Annotated in this window: 11 protein-coding genes; 4 read left to right on the forward strand and 7 right to left on the reverse strand. The window is 64.2% G+C overall.

The window, feature by feature from the left end; translation table 11 throughout:
* Positions 1 to 93 precede the first annotated feature (93 nt).
* Complete coding sequence (locus AC1RBA_RS08545; RefSeq protein WP_492417642.1) at positions 94 to 768, forward strand: site-2 protease family protein; 675 nt, start codon at positions 94 to 96, stop codon at positions 766 to 768.
* A gap of 24 nt (positions 769 to 792) precedes the next feature.
* On the opposite strand, the gene AC1RBA_RS08550 is transcribed toward AC1RBA_RS08545, so the two are convergent.
* Positions 793 to 2160 carry an NAD-dependent succinate-semialdehyde dehydrogenase gene (locus tag AC1RBA_RS08550; RefSeq protein WP_492417644.1) on the reverse strand — a complete coding sequence of 456 codons (1368 nt, stop codon included), beginning with the start codon at positions 2158 to 2160 and terminating at the stop codon, positions 793 to 795.
* Positions 2161 to 2211: 51 nt separating this feature from the next.
* Between AC1RBA_RS08550 and yidD the strand changes: the two genes are divergently transcribed.
* The 3 genes from yidD (at position 2212) to AC1RBA_RS08565 (ending at position 4360) form a co-directional block, all read left to right on the forward strand.
* The gene (gene yidD, locus AC1RBA_RS08555) at positions 2212 to 2880 is read left to right on the forward strand and encodes a membrane protein insertion efficiency factor YidD (RefSeq protein WP_083286942.1); all 669 of its coding nucleotides are present in this window, start codon (positions 2212 to 2214) and stop codon (positions 2878 to 2880) included.
* A gap of 255 nt (positions 2881 to 3135) precedes the next feature.
* A complete protein-coding gene (locus AC1RBA_RS08560) occupies positions 3136 to 4077 on the forward strand; it encodes a bestrophin family protein (RefSeq protein WP_492417646.1) in 942 nt (313 codons plus the stop codon).
* A gap of 82 nt (positions 4078 to 4159) precedes the next feature.
* Positions 4160 to 4360 carry a heavy-metal-associated domain-containing protein gene (locus AC1RBA_RS08565; protein ID WP_492417648.1) on the forward strand — a complete coding sequence of 67 codons (201 nt, stop codon included), beginning with the start codon at positions 4160 to 4162 and terminating at the stop codon, positions 4358 to 4360.
* Between the two features lie 46 nt (positions 4361 to 4406).
* Here AC1RBA_RS08565 and AC1RBA_RS08570 read toward each other — a convergent pair whose 3' ends face one another.
* From AC1RBA_RS08570 to AC1RBA_RS08595, 6 genes are all read right to left on the reverse strand, one after another.
* Positions 4407 to 5135, reverse strand: coding sequence for a glutathione S-transferase (locus tag AC1RBA_RS08570; RefSeq protein ID WP_492417650.1), 729 nt, complete (start codon positions 5133 to 5135; stop codon positions 4407 to 4409).
* 21 nt (positions 5136 to 5156) lie between these two features.
* Positions 5157 to 5576 carry a Cu(I)-responsive transcriptional regulator gene (gene cueR / locus AC1RBA_RS08575; protein ID WP_070219126.1) on the reverse strand — a complete coding sequence of 140 codons (420 nt, stop codon included), beginning with the start codon at positions 5574 to 5576 and terminating at the stop codon, positions 5157 to 5159.
* Position 5577: 1 nt separating this feature from the next.
* Positions 5578 to 8013 (reverse strand): heavy metal translocating P-type ATPase, encoded by a 2436-nt coding sequence (locus tag AC1RBA_RS08580; RefSeq protein WP_492417653.1) that lies wholly within the window; start codon positions 8011 to 8013, stop codon positions 5578 to 5580.
* Positions 8014 to 8086: 73 nt separating this feature from the next.
* Positions 8087 to 8797, reverse strand: coding sequence for a FecR family protein (locus AC1RBA_RS08585; protein ID WP_492417656.1), 711 nt, complete (start codon positions 8795 to 8797; stop codon positions 8087 to 8089).
* A gap of 7 nt (positions 8798 to 8804) precedes the next feature.
* Positions 8805 to 13904 carry a beta strand repeat-containing protein gene (locus tag AC1RBA_RS08590; protein WP_492417658.1) on the reverse strand — a complete coding sequence of 1700 codons (5100 nt, stop codon included), beginning with the start codon at positions 13902 to 13904 and terminating at the stop codon, positions 8805 to 8807.
* A 16-nt stretch (positions 13905 to 13920) separates the two neighbouring features.
* The gene (locus AC1RBA_RS08595) at positions 13921 to 15531 is read right to left on the reverse strand and encodes a ShlB/FhaC/HecB family hemolysin secretion/activation protein (RefSeq protein WP_409028115.1); all 1611 of its coding nucleotides are present in this window, start codon (positions 15529 to 15531) and stop codon (positions 13921 to 13923) included.
* Between the last annotated feature and the right edge of the window lie 89 nt (positions 15532 to 15620).

Genomic DNA, 15620 nt, shown 5'->3' on the forward strand with positions numbered 1-15620 from the left:
GCTGCAGCGATGCAGGCGGGGCTTTTTTCATGTGCGCGACTATTTCCTGCGGCATGTTCTAATACCGCTCCTTTCTTCCTGGACACCTTGCCGATGCCTCCCGCCCTGCAGTTGCTGCTCTGCTTCATCGTTTTCATGCTGCTCCACATTTCCGTCATGGCGGCCTGCGCCAGGCTGTTCGGCATCACGGTGCGCAGCATCAGCTATGGCGTCGGTCCCACCCTGCTGACCTGGGGCAAAGTGCGCGTCAAGCTGCTGCCCCTGGCCGGCAATCTGGTGCTGAAAGATACGCGTGAGGAAACCTTGTATGACGACGATCCCTGCCTTGACGCCTACAACTTCCAGCCGCTGTGGAAGCAGGTGCTGCTGCCATTGAGCGGCGTGGCCGTGCTGCTGGCCTTGTCACTGGGCATCATGGGAGCCTCGGGCTGGGAGCGCTTTATCGCCGCCTTCGGACAAATCGTCGCTGGCGCGCTGGCGCCGTTGTCGAGGGCGCAGGAATTGCTGGGTGCAGGGGAACTATTTGCCCGTACGCATGGCTTTGCGCCGGTGTTCGCCCTGTTCTCGCTGAAACTGTGCGCCTTTAATCTGCTGCCGTTTGCCGGTCTGAATGGGGGCCAGGCGCTGCTGGCCATCGCGCGCGGCGGCAAGCCGTATGTGACGTGGGAAGAGACGGCAGCAAAATGGCTGTTGCTGCCGGGGCTGGCGATCTTGCTGGCGTGGGTGGCGGCGTTCGGCTGGTATGGCTGGCAGGCGCTGGGGGCGTAAGGAAACGCCCCCAAGGTCGCCCGGTCAGCCGACCAGCACCAGCTTGCGGTTGACGAATTCCATGATGCCCAGGTCGGACAATTCGCGGCCGTAACCCGAATGTTTCACGCCGCCAAATGGCAGTTCAGGCGCCGTGACGGCGGGCGAGTTGATGAATACCATGCCCGTGTCGATGCGGCTGGCCAGGCGTTTGCCGCGCGCGACGTCTGCCGTGATGATGGTGCCACCGAGGCCGAAGGGAGAATCGTTGGCCAGGGCGATCGCCGCGTCGTCATCCTTGACGCGGAAAATCATGGCGACGGGGGCAAAGAATTCCTGGTAGTAGACGGGATTGCCAGGCGTGACTTCGGTGAGAATGGTCGGCGCCATGAAGTAGCCGGCACGCTCGATGCGCTTGCCGCCCAGCAGCACTTTCGCGCCGCCTTCCACGGCCTGGCCAACTTGCTTGACGGCCAGCTCCAGCGCCGATTTGCTCGACAGCGGCGCCAGGGTCGTGGCGGGATCCATCGGGTCGCCTGGCTGCAGCTTGGCCAGTTCGGCCTGGAAGCGCTCGACAAAGGTATCGGCAATGCTGTCGAGCAGGATAAAGCGTTTCGAGCCGTCGCACACCTGGCCCGCATTCTGGATGCGGCCGACGACGGCCAGCTTGACGGCCAGGTCCATGTCGGCGTCGTCCAGGACGATGAAGGCGTCGCTGCCGCCCAGTTCCATCGTGGTTTTCTTCAGGGCCTTGCCGGCCGTGGCCGCCACGGAGGCGCCGGCACGCTCGCTGCCCGTCAGCGCCACGCCCTGCACGCGCGGGTCGGCAATGGCGGTGGCCACTTGCTCGCTGGACAAGAATGCGTTGCTGTAGGCGCCTGCCGGCGCGCCCGCGTCAAGGAACAGTTTTTCAAAGGCCAGTGCGCACTGGGGCACGTTGGACGCGTGTTTCACCACCAGGGTATTGCCCGCCATCAAATTCGGACCCGCGACCCTGGCCAGCTGGTAATACGGGAAATTCCACGGCTCGACGCAGAAGATCACGCCCAGCGGCGCGATTTCCACGCTGGCCTCGCCGCGCTTGACGTCTAGTTGTTTGGGAGCGAGAAATTGCTCAGCATTATCCGCGTAGTAGTCGAGGATTTTCACGCACAGCGACACTTCCTGCTGCGCTTCCTTGAACAGCTTGCCCATTTCCACGGTGATCAGCTTGGCGAAGGCATCGCCTTGTTCCTTCAGCAGCATGGCCGCTTTCTTGACGACTGCCTTGCGCTCGGCAAAGCTGCGCTGGCGCCAGTCGCTCTCGAAAGCAGTGGCTGCCTGGGCCAGTATATTGTCCATTTGCGCATCGCTATGCGATGTGAAGGTCTGCTCGATCTGTTCGCTGTAGGGATTCGTGGTCTGATAGCTCATCTGGTTTCCTTGGTCTTGGCACCCCGGGACTGCGTGGGGTAGCTGGGCAGTATGCTGGCGGACGCGCCGCGCGACAGTACGCACGCGAACATAGCGGCGAATGGCCGCAGGCGGCATGGCGAGCACCGGCCTATCTCTCTTTGCCACGTGTCCCATGCATGCGGGCTTGCCGCTATTCTTTTTTGCAGACCTGTCGTATGCTCGAGTCAGTGCCGCAAGGCAAACGGCAAAGGAAGCAATATTTTCACCTTCGACACCTGCGGCAAGCACCTGGTCCTGTGGGCGATCCGCGTCTACCAGCGCCATCTATCTCCCTGGAAAGGATTTCGCTGCGCCTACCGCGTGCTGACGGGGCGCGACAGCTGCTCCGCCTATGGCTACAAGGTCATCGCGCGTCACGGCTTGCGCGCCGGACTGGCGCTGCTGCAACGGCGTCTGCGCGCCTGCGGCGAACACCATCGCCGATACCTGGCGCTGCATCCGCAGACGCGGCGCAGTGCGCGCCGCCAGGCCCAGGCGGGATTTTGCGACTGCGACGTACCTCTGCTGGACTGCGCTTGCGACTGCGCCGACGTGGCCAGCCTGGCTGACTGCTCCCGGCCGGGCCGCGGCAAGAACCCGGCGTGGTTCCGCAACGGCTATACGGCCAGTGCCGCACTGAAACGGCAGCAGGAAGAACACCGCAAGAAGATCAGGCAGCGACAGGAATCGGATAGCTAAATTCACACAATAACTTACAAATGAAATATTCATTCATGAAATGAATAATACCCATTATCACTGTGAATTGGCTGGAAACGGATCGGCGGCCTATACTTAAACCGTCTCCCCTACACTGCTTCCCATGCACACCCTGCTCAGCCCGCATACATCGCGGGCTTTTTGTTCCCGGCCATTGCCACTGCATCTTTCCTCTTTTACCGATTACCGGGCCCGCCCTTCCCCGCCAGCCCAGCCCCCAGCAAGGAGCGCAGCATGATCGTGCGCGAGCGCCCTTCGGCGCTAAGGCTGTTCCTCGTGGTGCGCGGCTCCGTCCTGCCGCGCATCCGCACCACGCTCATCGTCAATACCCTGATCGCCACCCTCGTCACCTGGTGCCACGGCACCTTGTTCGACCACAAGGTGATCTTGACCACCATCCCGTTTACGCTGATCGGCTTGCCGCTGGCCATCTTCCTGGGCTTTCGCAACACGGCCGCCTATGACCGCTACTGGGAAGCGCGCAAGCTGTGGGGCGAACTGGTCTTGCGCAGCCGTAATTTCTCGCGCCAGTGCCAGACCATGATACGCGGCGACACGCCGGCCCACGCGAGGCTGGGCCTGGAAGATGTGCGCGTGCGCATGATTTACCGCACCATCGCCTTTTGCCACGCCCTGCGCCACCAGCTGCGCGACACGCGCGGACCGGCCGACTTGCAGCCGCTGCTGCGCCCGGCCGAATGGGAAGCGGCTTGCCAGGCATCGAATCCATCGGACTACCTGATGCTGCAGATGGGCCACGACCTGGCCGACTGTGTCCGGCAAGGCCGCATCGACAGCATCTTCACCGCACAGATCGATAACACGGTTTCGGCCATGGTAGCGGCGGGCGCGTCGTGCGAACGCATCCGCAGCACGCCGATTCCGTTTTCGTATTCGCTGTTGCTGCACCGCACAGCCTATCTGTACTGCTTCCTGCTGCCGTTCGGCCTGGTTGACTCGCTCGGTTTCATGACGCCGTTCGTCGTCGCCATCGTTGCCTACACTTTCTTTGGCCTCGATGCCTTGGGCGACGAGATCGAGGAGCCGTTCGGCGAAGACGCCAACGACCTGCCGCTGTCGGCCATGTGCCGCGCCATCGAAATCAGCTTGCGCGAATCCGTGCAGGACGAGAACGTGCCGCCGCCCATGCAAGCGGACGATTTCCTGCTGAATTGATGCGCACGCCAGCTTCCCCTTGACCTTCCCACCGGGGCAAGGCTTACAGTGGATTCACCTAATCATTCAAGGAGTGCTTGCCATGTATCAGTTACAAGTTGAAAACATGAGCTGCGGCCATTGCGTCGGCTCGGTCACGAAAGCGGTGCAGGCCATCGATCCGCAAGCCCAGGTGCAGATCGACCTGGCCAGCAAGCGCGTCACGGTGGAATCGCCCGCCGAACTGGACGCCATCAGCGCCGCCATCGTGGAGGCGGGCTACCCCGTCACCAGCGCGCAGTAGCAGCCACAGCAGCATCACGACAGCCGGCCTTTGCGCCGGCTGTTTTTTATCCGTCCAGCTCGGGGTAGTGGCGGAAAATGCCTTCCTCATTGAACGCGATTCTGCGCTTCGACTGCAGGTAGCGGGCGATGTTCGGCCGCGCCGCCACCATATCGTGCAGCTCGGACAGGAACGGATATTCGGGTGCCAGGCGCGCCATGGCTTGCGGAAACGCATAACGCAAGCCGGCCAGCATCTGGAACAGCGACAGGTCGCCATACGTGAGCTTTGCACCCACCAGATACTGGCCCCGGCTGCGATTATTCAGCAGGACCTGGGTAAAATAGTCGAGGAATTTCGGCAGCCGTGTTTCGCGGAAATCCGCGCTGCGCAGCATGGCCGCCTGTTTCTGTTCCTCATAATATTGATTCATCGACAGCGGATGGTGCGTGTCGTGCACTTCCGTCAGCCAGTCGGCCATGGTCAGTTGCAGCTGGTTCAGCCATAAACGGCCGCTTTCCGCGCGCGGCGCCAGGGCCAGGCGGCGGCCCAGATACAAGAGGATATTCGTCGTCTGGCCGATCAGCATGTCGCCGTCGCGCAGCACGGGCGGGGCGTAGGCGGCCTGTGGCGTAGCACCGCCATCGAGGCAGGCCAGCATGGCGGGAACACCTTGCCCCTTGCGTTCAGGCAAACGGGCGATATCGCGGTAGTCGGCGCCCGCCTCTTCCAGGGCCAGGCGGATGAATTCGCCGCGTCCCTGTATCGTGGGCCAGTAATACAGTTCATACGCCATACGCACCTCCGTTGATTTACCTCAATGGCAGCAAGCCTTCGCTTCCGTGTCGCTGGCCAGCCCCAGGCTTTGCAGGATGGGGCAATCGGGCTTGTCGTCGCCATGGCACGACTGCGCCAGGTGGGCCAGCGTGTCGCGCATTTCCGTCAGTTCGGCGATGCGCTTGTCGAGCTCGGCGACGTGGGCCAGGGCGATGCCTTTCACGTCAGCGCTGGCGCGCTGGTCGTTTTGCCACAGCGACAGCAGCTCGCGGATCTGCTCCAGCGAAAAACCCAGCCCCCGCCCGCGCTTGATGAAGCGCAAGGCGTGCAAGTCGTTCGGCGTGTAGATGCGGTAACCGGCGTCGCTGCGCGCGCTGGGTTTTAACAATGAAATACTCTCGTAGTAGCGTATCATTTTTGCCGATACGCCCGTTTCACTGGCTGCCTGGCCGATATTCATCCTATGACTCCTTGGTATGCGCGCGACCTGAATGACTGCGGGCTTTCCAGCGGCGCAGCAACAGGGCATTGCTGATCACGCTGACGGAACTGAAGGCCATCGCCGCGCCCGCCACCATGGGGTTGAGCAAGCCGAAGGCGGCCAGCGGAATGCCGATCAGGTTGTAAATGAAGGCCCAGAACAGATTCTGCCGTATCTTGCTGTAGGTGCGGCGCGAGATATCGATGGCGTCCGCCACCAGGGCCGGATCGCCGCGCATCAGCGTGATGCCGGCCGCATGCATGGCCACGTCGGTGCCCGTCGACATGGCGATGCCCACGTCGGCAGCGGCCAGCGCGGGCGCATCGTTGATGCCGTCGCCCACCATGGCCACCTTCGCGCCCTCGCCTTTCAGCGCAACAATTTTAGCGGTTTTATCGGCCGGCAGCATTTTCGCCGCCACCGTGTCGATGCCCAGCAGCTTGCCGACGGCGTCGGCGCTGCCCTGGTTATCCCCGGTCAACATCACCGTGCGGATGCCCAGGCTGTGCAAATGGGCAATGGCCGCCTGCGCATTCGGCTTGACCTGGTCGCTGAAGGCGAACAGGCCCAGCAGTTCCGATCCCGAAGCCAGCCAGGAGATCGTATTACCCGTGTTTTCCAGCGACAAGGCCCGGTCCGCCAGCGGTGCCATGTCCACGTTTAACTCCTGCATCAGGCGCGTGCTGCCCAGTTTCAGGTCCAGGCCGTCGACATGCGCCGCCAGGCCGCGGCCCGGCAAGGCCGCCAGGGCCGTGGCCGGCAAGGGCTCGACGTGGCGCGCGCTGGCCGCATCCAGCACGGCCGTAGCCAGGCTGTGCTCGCTGCCACGCTGGATGCTGGCCGCCAGCTGCAGCAGCCGGGCATCGTCGATGCCGTGCGCATGCAGAGCTGCCAGGGCGGGCTTGCCGATAGTCAAGGTGCCCGTCTTGTCGAACACGACGGTATTGACGGCGTGCGCCACTTCCAGCGCTTCCGCATCCTTGATCAGGATGCCGTAACGGGCAGCCACGCCCGTGCCGGCCATGATGGCCGTCGGCGTGGCCAGGCCCAGCGCGCACGGGCAGGCGATGACCAGCACGGCCACGGCATTGATGATGGCGTTCTCCAGTTCGCCGGTAGCGAACCACCAGCCCAGCATGGTCAGCAGCGCCAGCAACAGCACCACGGGCACGAAGATCGCGCTGACCTTGTCGACCACGTGCTGGATCGGCGCCTTGGCGGCCTGCGCATCTTCCACCAGGCGGATGATGCGCGACAAGGTCGTCTCGCCGCCCACGGCTTGCGTGCGCACCAGCAACAAGCCATCGGCATTGATGGCGCCGCCCGTCACCTTGTCGCCCGGATGCTTATCGACCGGCAAGCTTTCCCCGGTGATCAGCGATTCGTTGATCTGGCTGGCGCCTTCCACCACCACGCCATCGACGGCCACCCGTTCACCGGGGCGTATCACCACCAGGTCGCCCACTTTCACCTGTTCCACGGGCAAGTCGATCTCGACGCCGTCGCGGCGCACGCGGGCCGACTCCGGACGCAAGACTTGCAGCGCGCGGATGGCCGAAGCCGTCTGGCGCTTGGCGCGGCTTTCCAGCCATTTACCCAGCAGCACGAGGGTGATGACGACGGCCGAGGCCTCGAAATACAGATGCGGCAGCATCTCGCCCGCCGTCAGCCATTGATAGACGGACAAGCCATACGCGGCGCTCGTGCCCAGGGCCACCAGCAAATCCATATTGCCGCTGCCGGCACGGGCCGCCTTCCAGCCCGCCTTGTAGAAACGCGCGCCAAAGTAAAACTGTACGGGCGTGGCCAGCGCGAATTGCATCCAGCCGGGCAGCATCAGGTGGATGCCGGCCCACTCGAGCAGCATGGGCAGCATCAGGGGGAAGGCCAGCACGGCCGCGAACGCCACTTTCATGCCGTCGCGGCTGGGGGGCACCGCGGGCGCGCTGGCCTGGCTGGCGGCAGGAGCCTTGGCCTCGTAGCCGGCCTTGTCGATGGCGGCGATCAGGACGCCCGCATCGGCGTCGCCCGTCACCTTGACGCGCGCGCTTTCCGTGGCCAGGTTGACGCTGGCGGCAAGCACGCCCGGCACCTTCAGCAAGGCTTTTTCCACCCGGCCCACGCAAGAGGCGCACGTCATGCCGGCGATGTTCAGGTCGATCTCGCGCTGCGCCACCGCATAGCCGGCTTTTTCCACGGCTGCCTGCAAGGCGGCCAGGGGAATCGGCGTGTCGGAACTGATTTTGGCCACTTCGGTGGCAAGGTTGACGCTGGCCTGGGTCACGCCCGGCACGGCGGCCAGGGCTTTTTCCACGCGGCCCACGCACGAGGCGCAGCTCATGCCTTCGATGGCCAGCGCCTGCGCGTGCGCAGTAACGGGAGGGGAAGCGGCGGGAGCGAGTGCACTCTGATTCATGGCAGATCCTGTACGAAAGATTAACTGATATGTACAGGATCTGCTATCCCATGATGGGAAGGTCAAGCGAAAATCAGCGTACTTCGCAGTCGATAATGTTCGACTTGCCCGGCGTGCCATTGCTGGCGGTCTGGCCGATGCTGGAATTGAACGCAGGCGGCGGCATGAACTTGATGCCGGGATTGACGGGCACCACCACCGGCGGCTGCTTGAAATTCGGCGTGTAACCGAACTGGCCGGCTGAAAAATTACTCGCACCCGCTGGATTCGTCACATGAATCAGCCCATCGAGCACTTGCACATACAGGCCGGGAGCCCGTGGCGTCGACGGTGCAGGCGCCGACAGTGCAGGCATCGACGGGCCAATATACTCGGCAATAAACGTCGTGCCTCGAATGCCGATGGTAGCCGCCGGCGTCTTCATCTCGAAGCGCTCCTTGTTGCGCTTGCCCAGCAAGCCCGTAACGGAACGCAAGCCCCCCTTGAGCAGGCTGAAGACGGCATGGTCGCCATCGGGCTGCTCGGCCGTATAGCTGAATTGCTCGATCACAAAACTGGTATTCGGTTTCAAGGTGATTTCGCTATTGTCGATCAGCTTGATCAAGGCATAGGTCTCCTTTTCCGTCAGCAAGGTGTCGCCCTGCTCGACTTCCGACTTGATGGCCAGGATCTTCACCTTGCCATCGGCCTTCTTCGCCATCAGCGGACCACTCAATTGCATGACGGTACCGGCCACCTGGCCGGCCCAGGCATGCGCGCCCACGCACATCAGGGCCAGCCACAAGAAGGCCTTAATTGCAGTACATTTTTTTAGCAAGTTCATTTTTTGTAGGTCCTGTTGAGTTACCTGCGGAGGCGGCAACATCCTTGTCGTCCGGCACCTTGTCAGCAGGCTTGGCCGGCAGTTTGGAAGCGAGCGGGACGTTGGAATAGTCGGCCTGCTTAATAATGCGCAAGGCGTCATTGATGGCCGCGCTCGTGGCGGCGTTGATCACGGGCTGTTCGACGGTCGTGACGGGCAGGAAAATGGCGTCCGCCATGCTGACCGTGCCATTCGGCGCCTGCAAGCCGACGCTGGTGCGCTGGCGATTGATGCGCACGCCCTGCGTGCCCGTGATGCTGCCCGTTTTCGCCAGCACGCTCATGCTGGCGGCGGCCGGCAAAGTGAAACTTGCCGTGTCCGCAAACAGCACATTGCCTTCTGCGCTGGCGGTAAAATTGCCGCCGCTGGCTACGCGGGAGTTGCCCTTGATACTGATGTCGCGTCCCGCCGCCAGGCTGATGTCGCGCGCCGCTACCAGTTGCGCGCCATCGCCCAGCAGTACGTCCGTGCCGGCATTGAGCGCGATGTCATTGCCCGCGATCCTGCCGTTGACGGCAACGGGGCTGTGCGCCGTCACGCTGACGTTGCCGCCATTGGCATCGATATTGCCAGCCGTGACGCCGCCCGTATTGTCGATGGCGATATTGCCCGCGCCAGTGGTCAGCGTTCCCAAGGCCAAGGTGCCCGGCGCCGAGGTATTGTTCAGCGCAATGCCGCCCCCGGCACGATTGCTGGCGCTAAAACTGCTGACCTGATTGCCCGCATTACTCAGCACGATGCCGTCGCGCGCCTGCGCGGTCAGGCTGCTGGCGAGCAGCGCACCGTCCTGGCCGATGGCGCCGTTCAAGGCGCTCAGCTGCACATCGTTGGCCGCCAGGCTGGCGAAGCGCAGGTCGCCAGCCGCCTGCGTGATGGCCAGCTGGCCCGCCAGCCGGATGGCGCCGGCAGTCTGATTAAAGCTGTTGGCGACGAGCAAGTTGCCATTGCCGCTCAACACGCCGCCGCCTTGCACGTAACGGTCCGCCGACAGGCTGCCGTTCAGCAACAGGCTGCCGCCGTTGACTTCCAGGCTGGCCAGCAGGGAACTATCCGGCGCCTTGTCACCGAGGGTCAGGCTGCCGCCCGTCAGCAGTAAGCCCGCGGACGCCGTCAGGTTTTTCAGGATGGTGCTGCCGGCCGCCGCGCTGTAGGTCACGATGCCCTTGCTGTTGCTAAAGTCGACAGCCAGTACGTTCGCGCCTTCCGGCACCACGCCGCCGTCCCAGTTGGCCGCATCGCTCCACAAGCCGCTGCCGCTGCCTACCCAGGTCGACGATTGTTTTTGCGCAATCGTCGCCTGCGTCGTGCCGCCCGTCGAGGTCAGCAGGTAATTACCCGCATCGGCACCGCCCAGGCTCAGGTTCGTCACGAATACCGTCTTGCCCGCGCCCGCATTCTTGTCGCTGAAGCTGGCCAGGGCCGACAGGTCCAGGCGGTCACCGGCAACCCGGTCATCGCCGAAACCCAGCGCGGCGCCCGTCGTGCCGTCATAGACCTTGTTGACGCCGTTAAATTGCACGTTGAGGGTGCGCGGCGTGATGGCGAAGGTCGTCGTGCCGCCCATGGTGATGTCGTACTTGGTCGACCACAGGCCCGTCGCCGCATAGCTGCCCACGTTGCGCGCGTTGCTGCCGTAGCCGAGGCTGCCATTCACGCCCGTGTCGCCGTCGATCAATCCCACATAGGCGATCGAACCGAGGAAGGCGGCCAGCTGGCCATCGTAGACCTTGCCCGTGGCATTGCCCGCGAGGTTCACTTGCAGCGGCTTGAGGAAAGCCTTCAGCATCGGCGTCGTGTAGCCTTCGTAAATGCGCCACACGCTGCTGAAATTGTAGTCGCTGAAGCTGCCCTGCTGCCGCATCTGCGCCGTGCTGCGGCCGCTGGAGCCGCCGCCACCGGTCTGCACCAGCGATGTTTCATAATTGAAAAAGCCATAGCTGAACGGGGAACCGGCGGACACGCGGCCGGCCACCGCGCCCACGGACGCGTAGCCGTCGCCGCTCACGGCGCCGCTGCTGAAGACATGGCTGACGCTGCCCGTGCTTTCACCGACCAGCCCGCCCATGTTTTCCATGGACAGGATGGGATCGGCAGTAACGGCCCGGCCCACGGCGCCGCTGGCATATGCATCGTCGATGCTGCCGCCGTTCAAGCCCACGAGGCCGCCGATGCTGCGCGCGCCGCTGACATTACCGGTGGCATAAGACTGGCTCAGCGCGCCCTGGTTGTTGCCGACCAGGCCGCCGATCATCTCGCGCGCGCCCGTCACCACGCCGGTGGCGTACGAAGTCGCGATGCTGGCGCCGGACGCATTCGATCCCGCCAGGCCGCCGATGGCGCCGCCGTTGTCGGCATTGACGCCGGTGACGGCGCCGCTGCTGGCCGACAGCGTGATGGCGCCGCCGTTGCTGCCCACCAGGCCGCCCACATTGCGCTGGCCGCTGACGGCGACGCTGCTGTTCACGCCGGATATGGTGCCGCTGACGACCTCGCCCGCCAGCGCGCCCACGTTCGCCCTGCCGGTGACGCTGCCGCCGCTCAGGGTCAGGTTGCGCAAGGTGCCGCCCTGCACGGTGCCAAACAGGCCTGCCGCCTGACCAGGCACCAGGCTGCGGTCGATTTTCAAATTGCTGAGCGTAAATCCGCCGCCATCGAACACGCCGGAAAAACCGCTGCCGCTGCCGGCGATCGGCACAAAGCCCTGGCCATCGTTCCAGTTCGCCGTGCCGCTGGCGTCGATATTGCCGGCCAGGCGATAGCTGTTGCCCAGACCGAGGCTGGCGATGCCTTGCAAGCCATAGATATCGGCGAGCAGATAAGGTGTGGCGGCACCGTCGCCGCCGGCCACGCGCAGGAAACTGGCGCCGCTGCCGATGGTGAAGTTTCTGGCGCTAAATCCTGGCAGGGCCGCCGCGTTTTGCACCCAGGCGCCGCCGTCGAGCACAAAGCTGCCGCCCACCGTCACGGCGCCCGTGGCCGTGATGGCGGAACCGGAATTGAGGTGCAGATCGCCGCTCCTGGCAAGCGCATCCGATATCCGCAAGCCGCCCGTGTTCGTGCCGTCGCCGATGGTCAGCGACGCGGCCGAGATGCCGGCCAGCTCAACCGCGTTCAAACTGAGGGCCGTACCCGATTTGGTGCCCAGGTCGATGCTGCGCGCACTGCTCAGGGGCTTGATGATGACATTTGCGCCGCCCGCCGTGCCGCCGACGTCGATGCCGCCGGCAACGGTAATATTGTCGGCCTGCAGGGTCACCGTCTGGCCGGCGATGCCGTTGCCAGCAAGCTGGCCGGCGCCGCCCGACAGATTGATGCCGCCCAGCGCGTCATTCGCGCGCAAGCTCAGATTGCCGTTGCCGACATGGACCGCGGCGGCGCCCTCGATGCTGGCGCCCGATAGCGAAATGTTGCCGCCGTTGCTGGTAATGGCCGCGTTCAGATTGACGTTCGATCCCGGGCCATAGTTGCCGCTGGTGCTAGCAGGGTCATTCGCCGACAGGGTCACATTGCCGCCGTTGGTGGTGATGGCGGCGTAGACATTGATGGTTTCGCCCGCCTGCGCGGTCAGGCTGACGCCGGAATTGAGCATGTTCACCGAACTGCTGAAATTGATGCGATGCAGGGCTTGCAAGGTGACGTCGCTGGTGGCGCCGGAGATCGTATCGGCGCCGATGCTGGTGCTGCCGGTCGACGGCATATCGCTGAACTGATCGACATTGGCAAGGTTGCCGCCCGGCCCCTGCACCACGTCGATATCATACGGATCGAGCAGCCAGTTGCCGCGCTTGCCGCGCGCCGCGCTGGTATTGACGCGGATGCCGTCGACGGCCAGGTAATGGCCGGACGTTTCCACGAAGCCGCCGTCGCCGCCTTGCGCGCCGCCGCGCGCGGAAATGCTGCCGTGCACCTGGGCCGATTCATTGCCCCAGGCGATGACCTTGCCGCCGTTGCCGCTGACAATCGCATCGGCATTGACGCTGGCATCCTTGCCGACGAGTACTTGCCGCGCATTGTGCACGGCCGCGTTCTTGCCCTGGTAATCACCGCCCAGCAAGACCGTGCCGCCGCCCGTCGCGCCGCTGGCGTCGACCTTTGCATTGCCCAGCAAACCCACTTGCTCGCCCAGCACTTGAATCTGGCCGCCCGTGCCGGCCGCGCCCGCGGCGCTGGTGACGCTGCCCGCTTCGAGCAGCGCCTTGCCGCTAGCCTTGAGCACGATCCTGCCATTCTCGCCGACGACGGCGCTGTTGGCATTGAGCACGCCGCGCTGGCTGACCAGCGCGCCGGCCATGCCGATGCTGCCGCCCTGGGCGATGATCTGGCCCAGGTTCAGCGCCTGGTCGGCCGGCGCAGACACCAGTACGCGCAATTGCGGATTGCCGGGGTCGGCCAGCTGCACGCTGCGCCCGGCCGCCAGGATCACTTCGCCATTTGGCGCCGTGATGATGCCCGTGTTTTCCACGTTCGGCGCGATCAGCAGCACTTGCCCGCCCTTGCCCGCGTTAATCATGCCCGCATTGCTGACGCCGCCCGCCACGCCGCCGGCCGTGAACTGGCGCTTGCCGGCCAGGAAATCCTCATTCGTCATGCCCAGGCTGGAGGCGACCAGCCCGTTCACGTCCACTTTCGCCCCCTGGCCGAAAACGATGCCATTCGGGTTGATCAGGAAGACCTTGCCGTTCGATTCGAGCGCGCCCAGGATCTTGCTGGGGTCTTGTCCCGTAATGCGGTTCAGTACGGCGCTATTGCCGCTTTGCTGGATGAAGCGCGTGATTTCGCCCGCATGGATGGAAAAACTCTGCCAGTTGATGATGGTGTTGGGCGTGTTCGTGATCGAAAAGATGTTGCCCTGCTGGCTGAACGTGGCCTGTCCGTTGACCACCTGCGGCAAGGCGGGGTTGGCCTGCGCGGCGCCGAAACAGCCGGCCAGCAGCAGTGCCAGCGCCGTGCGGCGCAGGGGCGGCGCAAGCGGTAATGAAAAGGCGGGCGTCAGGATGAAAGCGGAGGCGTGCTGGACGTGGTTGTGCATGGTGTTCATCCTGATGCTAGTAGGCCAAGGCGAGGCGGAAATGCAGGCGGTTGGCGCCCCGCTGTCCCGTGTCGCCGCCATTGACGACATGGGCGTAATCGAGTTGCAGATTGGCGTAGCGGCTCAGCAGCAAACGCAGGCCGAGGCCGCCGCTGCTGATGCCTTGCGACGCGCTTTCGCCGGGCAGCGCATGGTTGCGGCGCAGCCAGGCCGTGTCATAGAACGCCAGCGCGCGGCACTGGTAAGCGAGCGCCTGGCCGCACCAGTTCGGCGTGTACAGTTCCAGGTTCAGGTTGACGCCCGAATCGTTCGATACCTCGCGCTCGGCAAAGCCGCGCACGGACGCGGCACCGCCGGCGCCGAACTGCTCGCCCGGCACCAGCGCGTCGGGCGTGATCTGCGCGTTGGCGAGCGCGCGCCATTGCCAGTCGCCGGCCAGCACGCGTCCCGCACTGGCGCTCAGGCGCACCGTGTTGTAGGCCGCCTTGGCGTGCGCGCGCACGCGGTCGAAATCGGCTTGCGCGCCGTGCTTGCCGCCAGGGATATTGTGCGCGAAGGTGACCGCCACGCTGGTCTCGCCCGTGGGCAAGGTCCAGTTGCCGATATAGCTGACGCTGAGCGGATGCACGGTGACGTCGGCGCCCAGTTCCATGCCGAACAGCTGCACGCTGTTGCGGTAAGCCTTGTAGTCGATGCCGTACACGAGCTTGGGTTCGAAATCGCCGCTGCGGGCAAAGTTCTGGTTGTAGCGGATGCCGGCCATGCTGCCCTGGCCGCTGACGGCCAGGTCGAAAATGCCGGCCGAGACGCTGCCCGAATCGACGTTCGAATAGCTGGCAAAAAAATCCATCGAGTCGCCCAGCGCATACAGCGGCAAGTGGTAGCCGGCGCCATACACGCCCACCTTGTCCGGCTTTTCCAGGCTGCTCGTGTATTGCAGGCTGGCGACATGATCGAGGCCGAACAGATTGGCATGCTGCAGCACCACACCCACGTGCGTCTTGCCCGTTTGCGCATTGCCCGTATTGTCCACGTTGAGCATGGCTTTCCAGGGCTTTTCATCGGCCACCGTGACGATGGCGTCGATGGCGCCCGCCGGTTCATCGGCTTGCAGCCGCACTTCGATCTTGCGCGCCGGGTTTTCATTGGCCAGCCTCAGGCTTTGCGACAGCGCCGGCAAGTTCGGCGTCTCGCCTTCGCGAAGAGACGGCAAGGCGCGTCGCACGTTGGCCTCGTCCACATGCGTATTGCCGCCGATGGCAAGCTTGCCCAGCGGCGTTTGCAGCACGCTCAGGCGCACCACGCCGCGCTCCAGTTCCTGCTCGGGCAATTGCACCTGCACGGCGCTGTAACCGCGCTCGCGGTAAGCCCCCTCCAGTGCCTCGACGGCGCGCGCGATGTCGGAAAAATCGCGCTGCGCTCCCGTGTAAGGCGCCAGCAGGGCCTGCACTTGCGCGGGCGTGAGCAGGGTATTGCCCTGGACGTCGAAGCGGCGGATCTCGAAGCGCGGCACGCCGTCGCCCTGCGTGGCAGGCGCGGCGTCATCCATGGAAACAGCGGCGCCGGCGGCGCCGACGGCGAACAGCAGCGCGGAACCCGCAAGCAGGTGCACCAAACGATATGTCATGTGAAGGATTTCTTGTGTAACCGGACAAGCGCGCGGCCCGCAGGCGCCAGCATGTCCGGCAATGGATTGAAGACAAATTTTAGACGGCT

The sequence above is a fragment of the Janthinobacterium sp. GW823-FHT03B06 genome, assembly GCF_058796955.1.

What these genes read in the sequence shown, in the direction of transcription:
- AC1RBA_RS08545 (WP_492417642.1), top strand. Translation starts at nt 94, where the DNA reads ATGCCTCCCGCCCTGCAGTTGCTGCTCTGCTTCATCGTTTTCATGCTG.
- AC1RBA_RS08580 (WP_492417653.1), bottom strand. Translation starts at nt 8,013, where the DNA reads ATGAATCAGAGTGCACTCGCTCCCGCCGCTTCCCCTCCCGTTACTGCG.
- AC1RBA_RS08550 (WP_492417644.1), bottom strand. Translation starts at nt 2,160, where the DNA reads ATGAGCTATCAGACCACGAATCCCTACAGCGAACAGATCGAGCAGACC.
- AC1RBA_RS08565 (WP_492417648.1), top strand. Translation starts at nt 4,160, where the DNA reads ATGTATCAGTTACAAGTTGAAAACATGAGCTGCGGCCATTGCGTCGGC.
- cueR (WP_070219126.1), bottom strand. Translation starts at nt 5,576, where the DNA reads ATGAATATCGGCCAGGCAGCCAGTGAAACGGGCGTATCGGCAAAAATG.
- AC1RBA_RS08570 (WP_492417650.1), bottom strand. Translation starts at nt 5,135, where the DNA reads ATGGCGTATGAACTGTATTACTGGCCCACGATACAGGGACGCGGCGAA.
- AC1RBA_RS08590 (WP_492417658.1), bottom strand. Translation starts at nt 13,904, where the DNA reads ATGCACAACCACGTCCAGCACGCCTCCGCTTTCATCCTGACGCCCGCC.
- yidD (WP_083286942.1), top strand. Translation starts at nt 2,212, where the DNA reads ATGCTGGCGGACGCGCCGCGCGACAGTACGCACGCGAACATAGCGGCG.
- AC1RBA_RS08595 (WP_409028115.1), bottom strand. Translation starts at nt 15,531, where the DNA reads ATGACATATCGTTTGGTGCACCTGCTTGCGGGTTCCGCGCTGCTGTTC.
- AC1RBA_RS08560 (WP_492417646.1), top strand. Translation starts at nt 3,136, where the DNA reads ATGATCGTGCGCGAGCGCCCTTCGGCGCTAAGGCTGTTCCTCGTGGTG.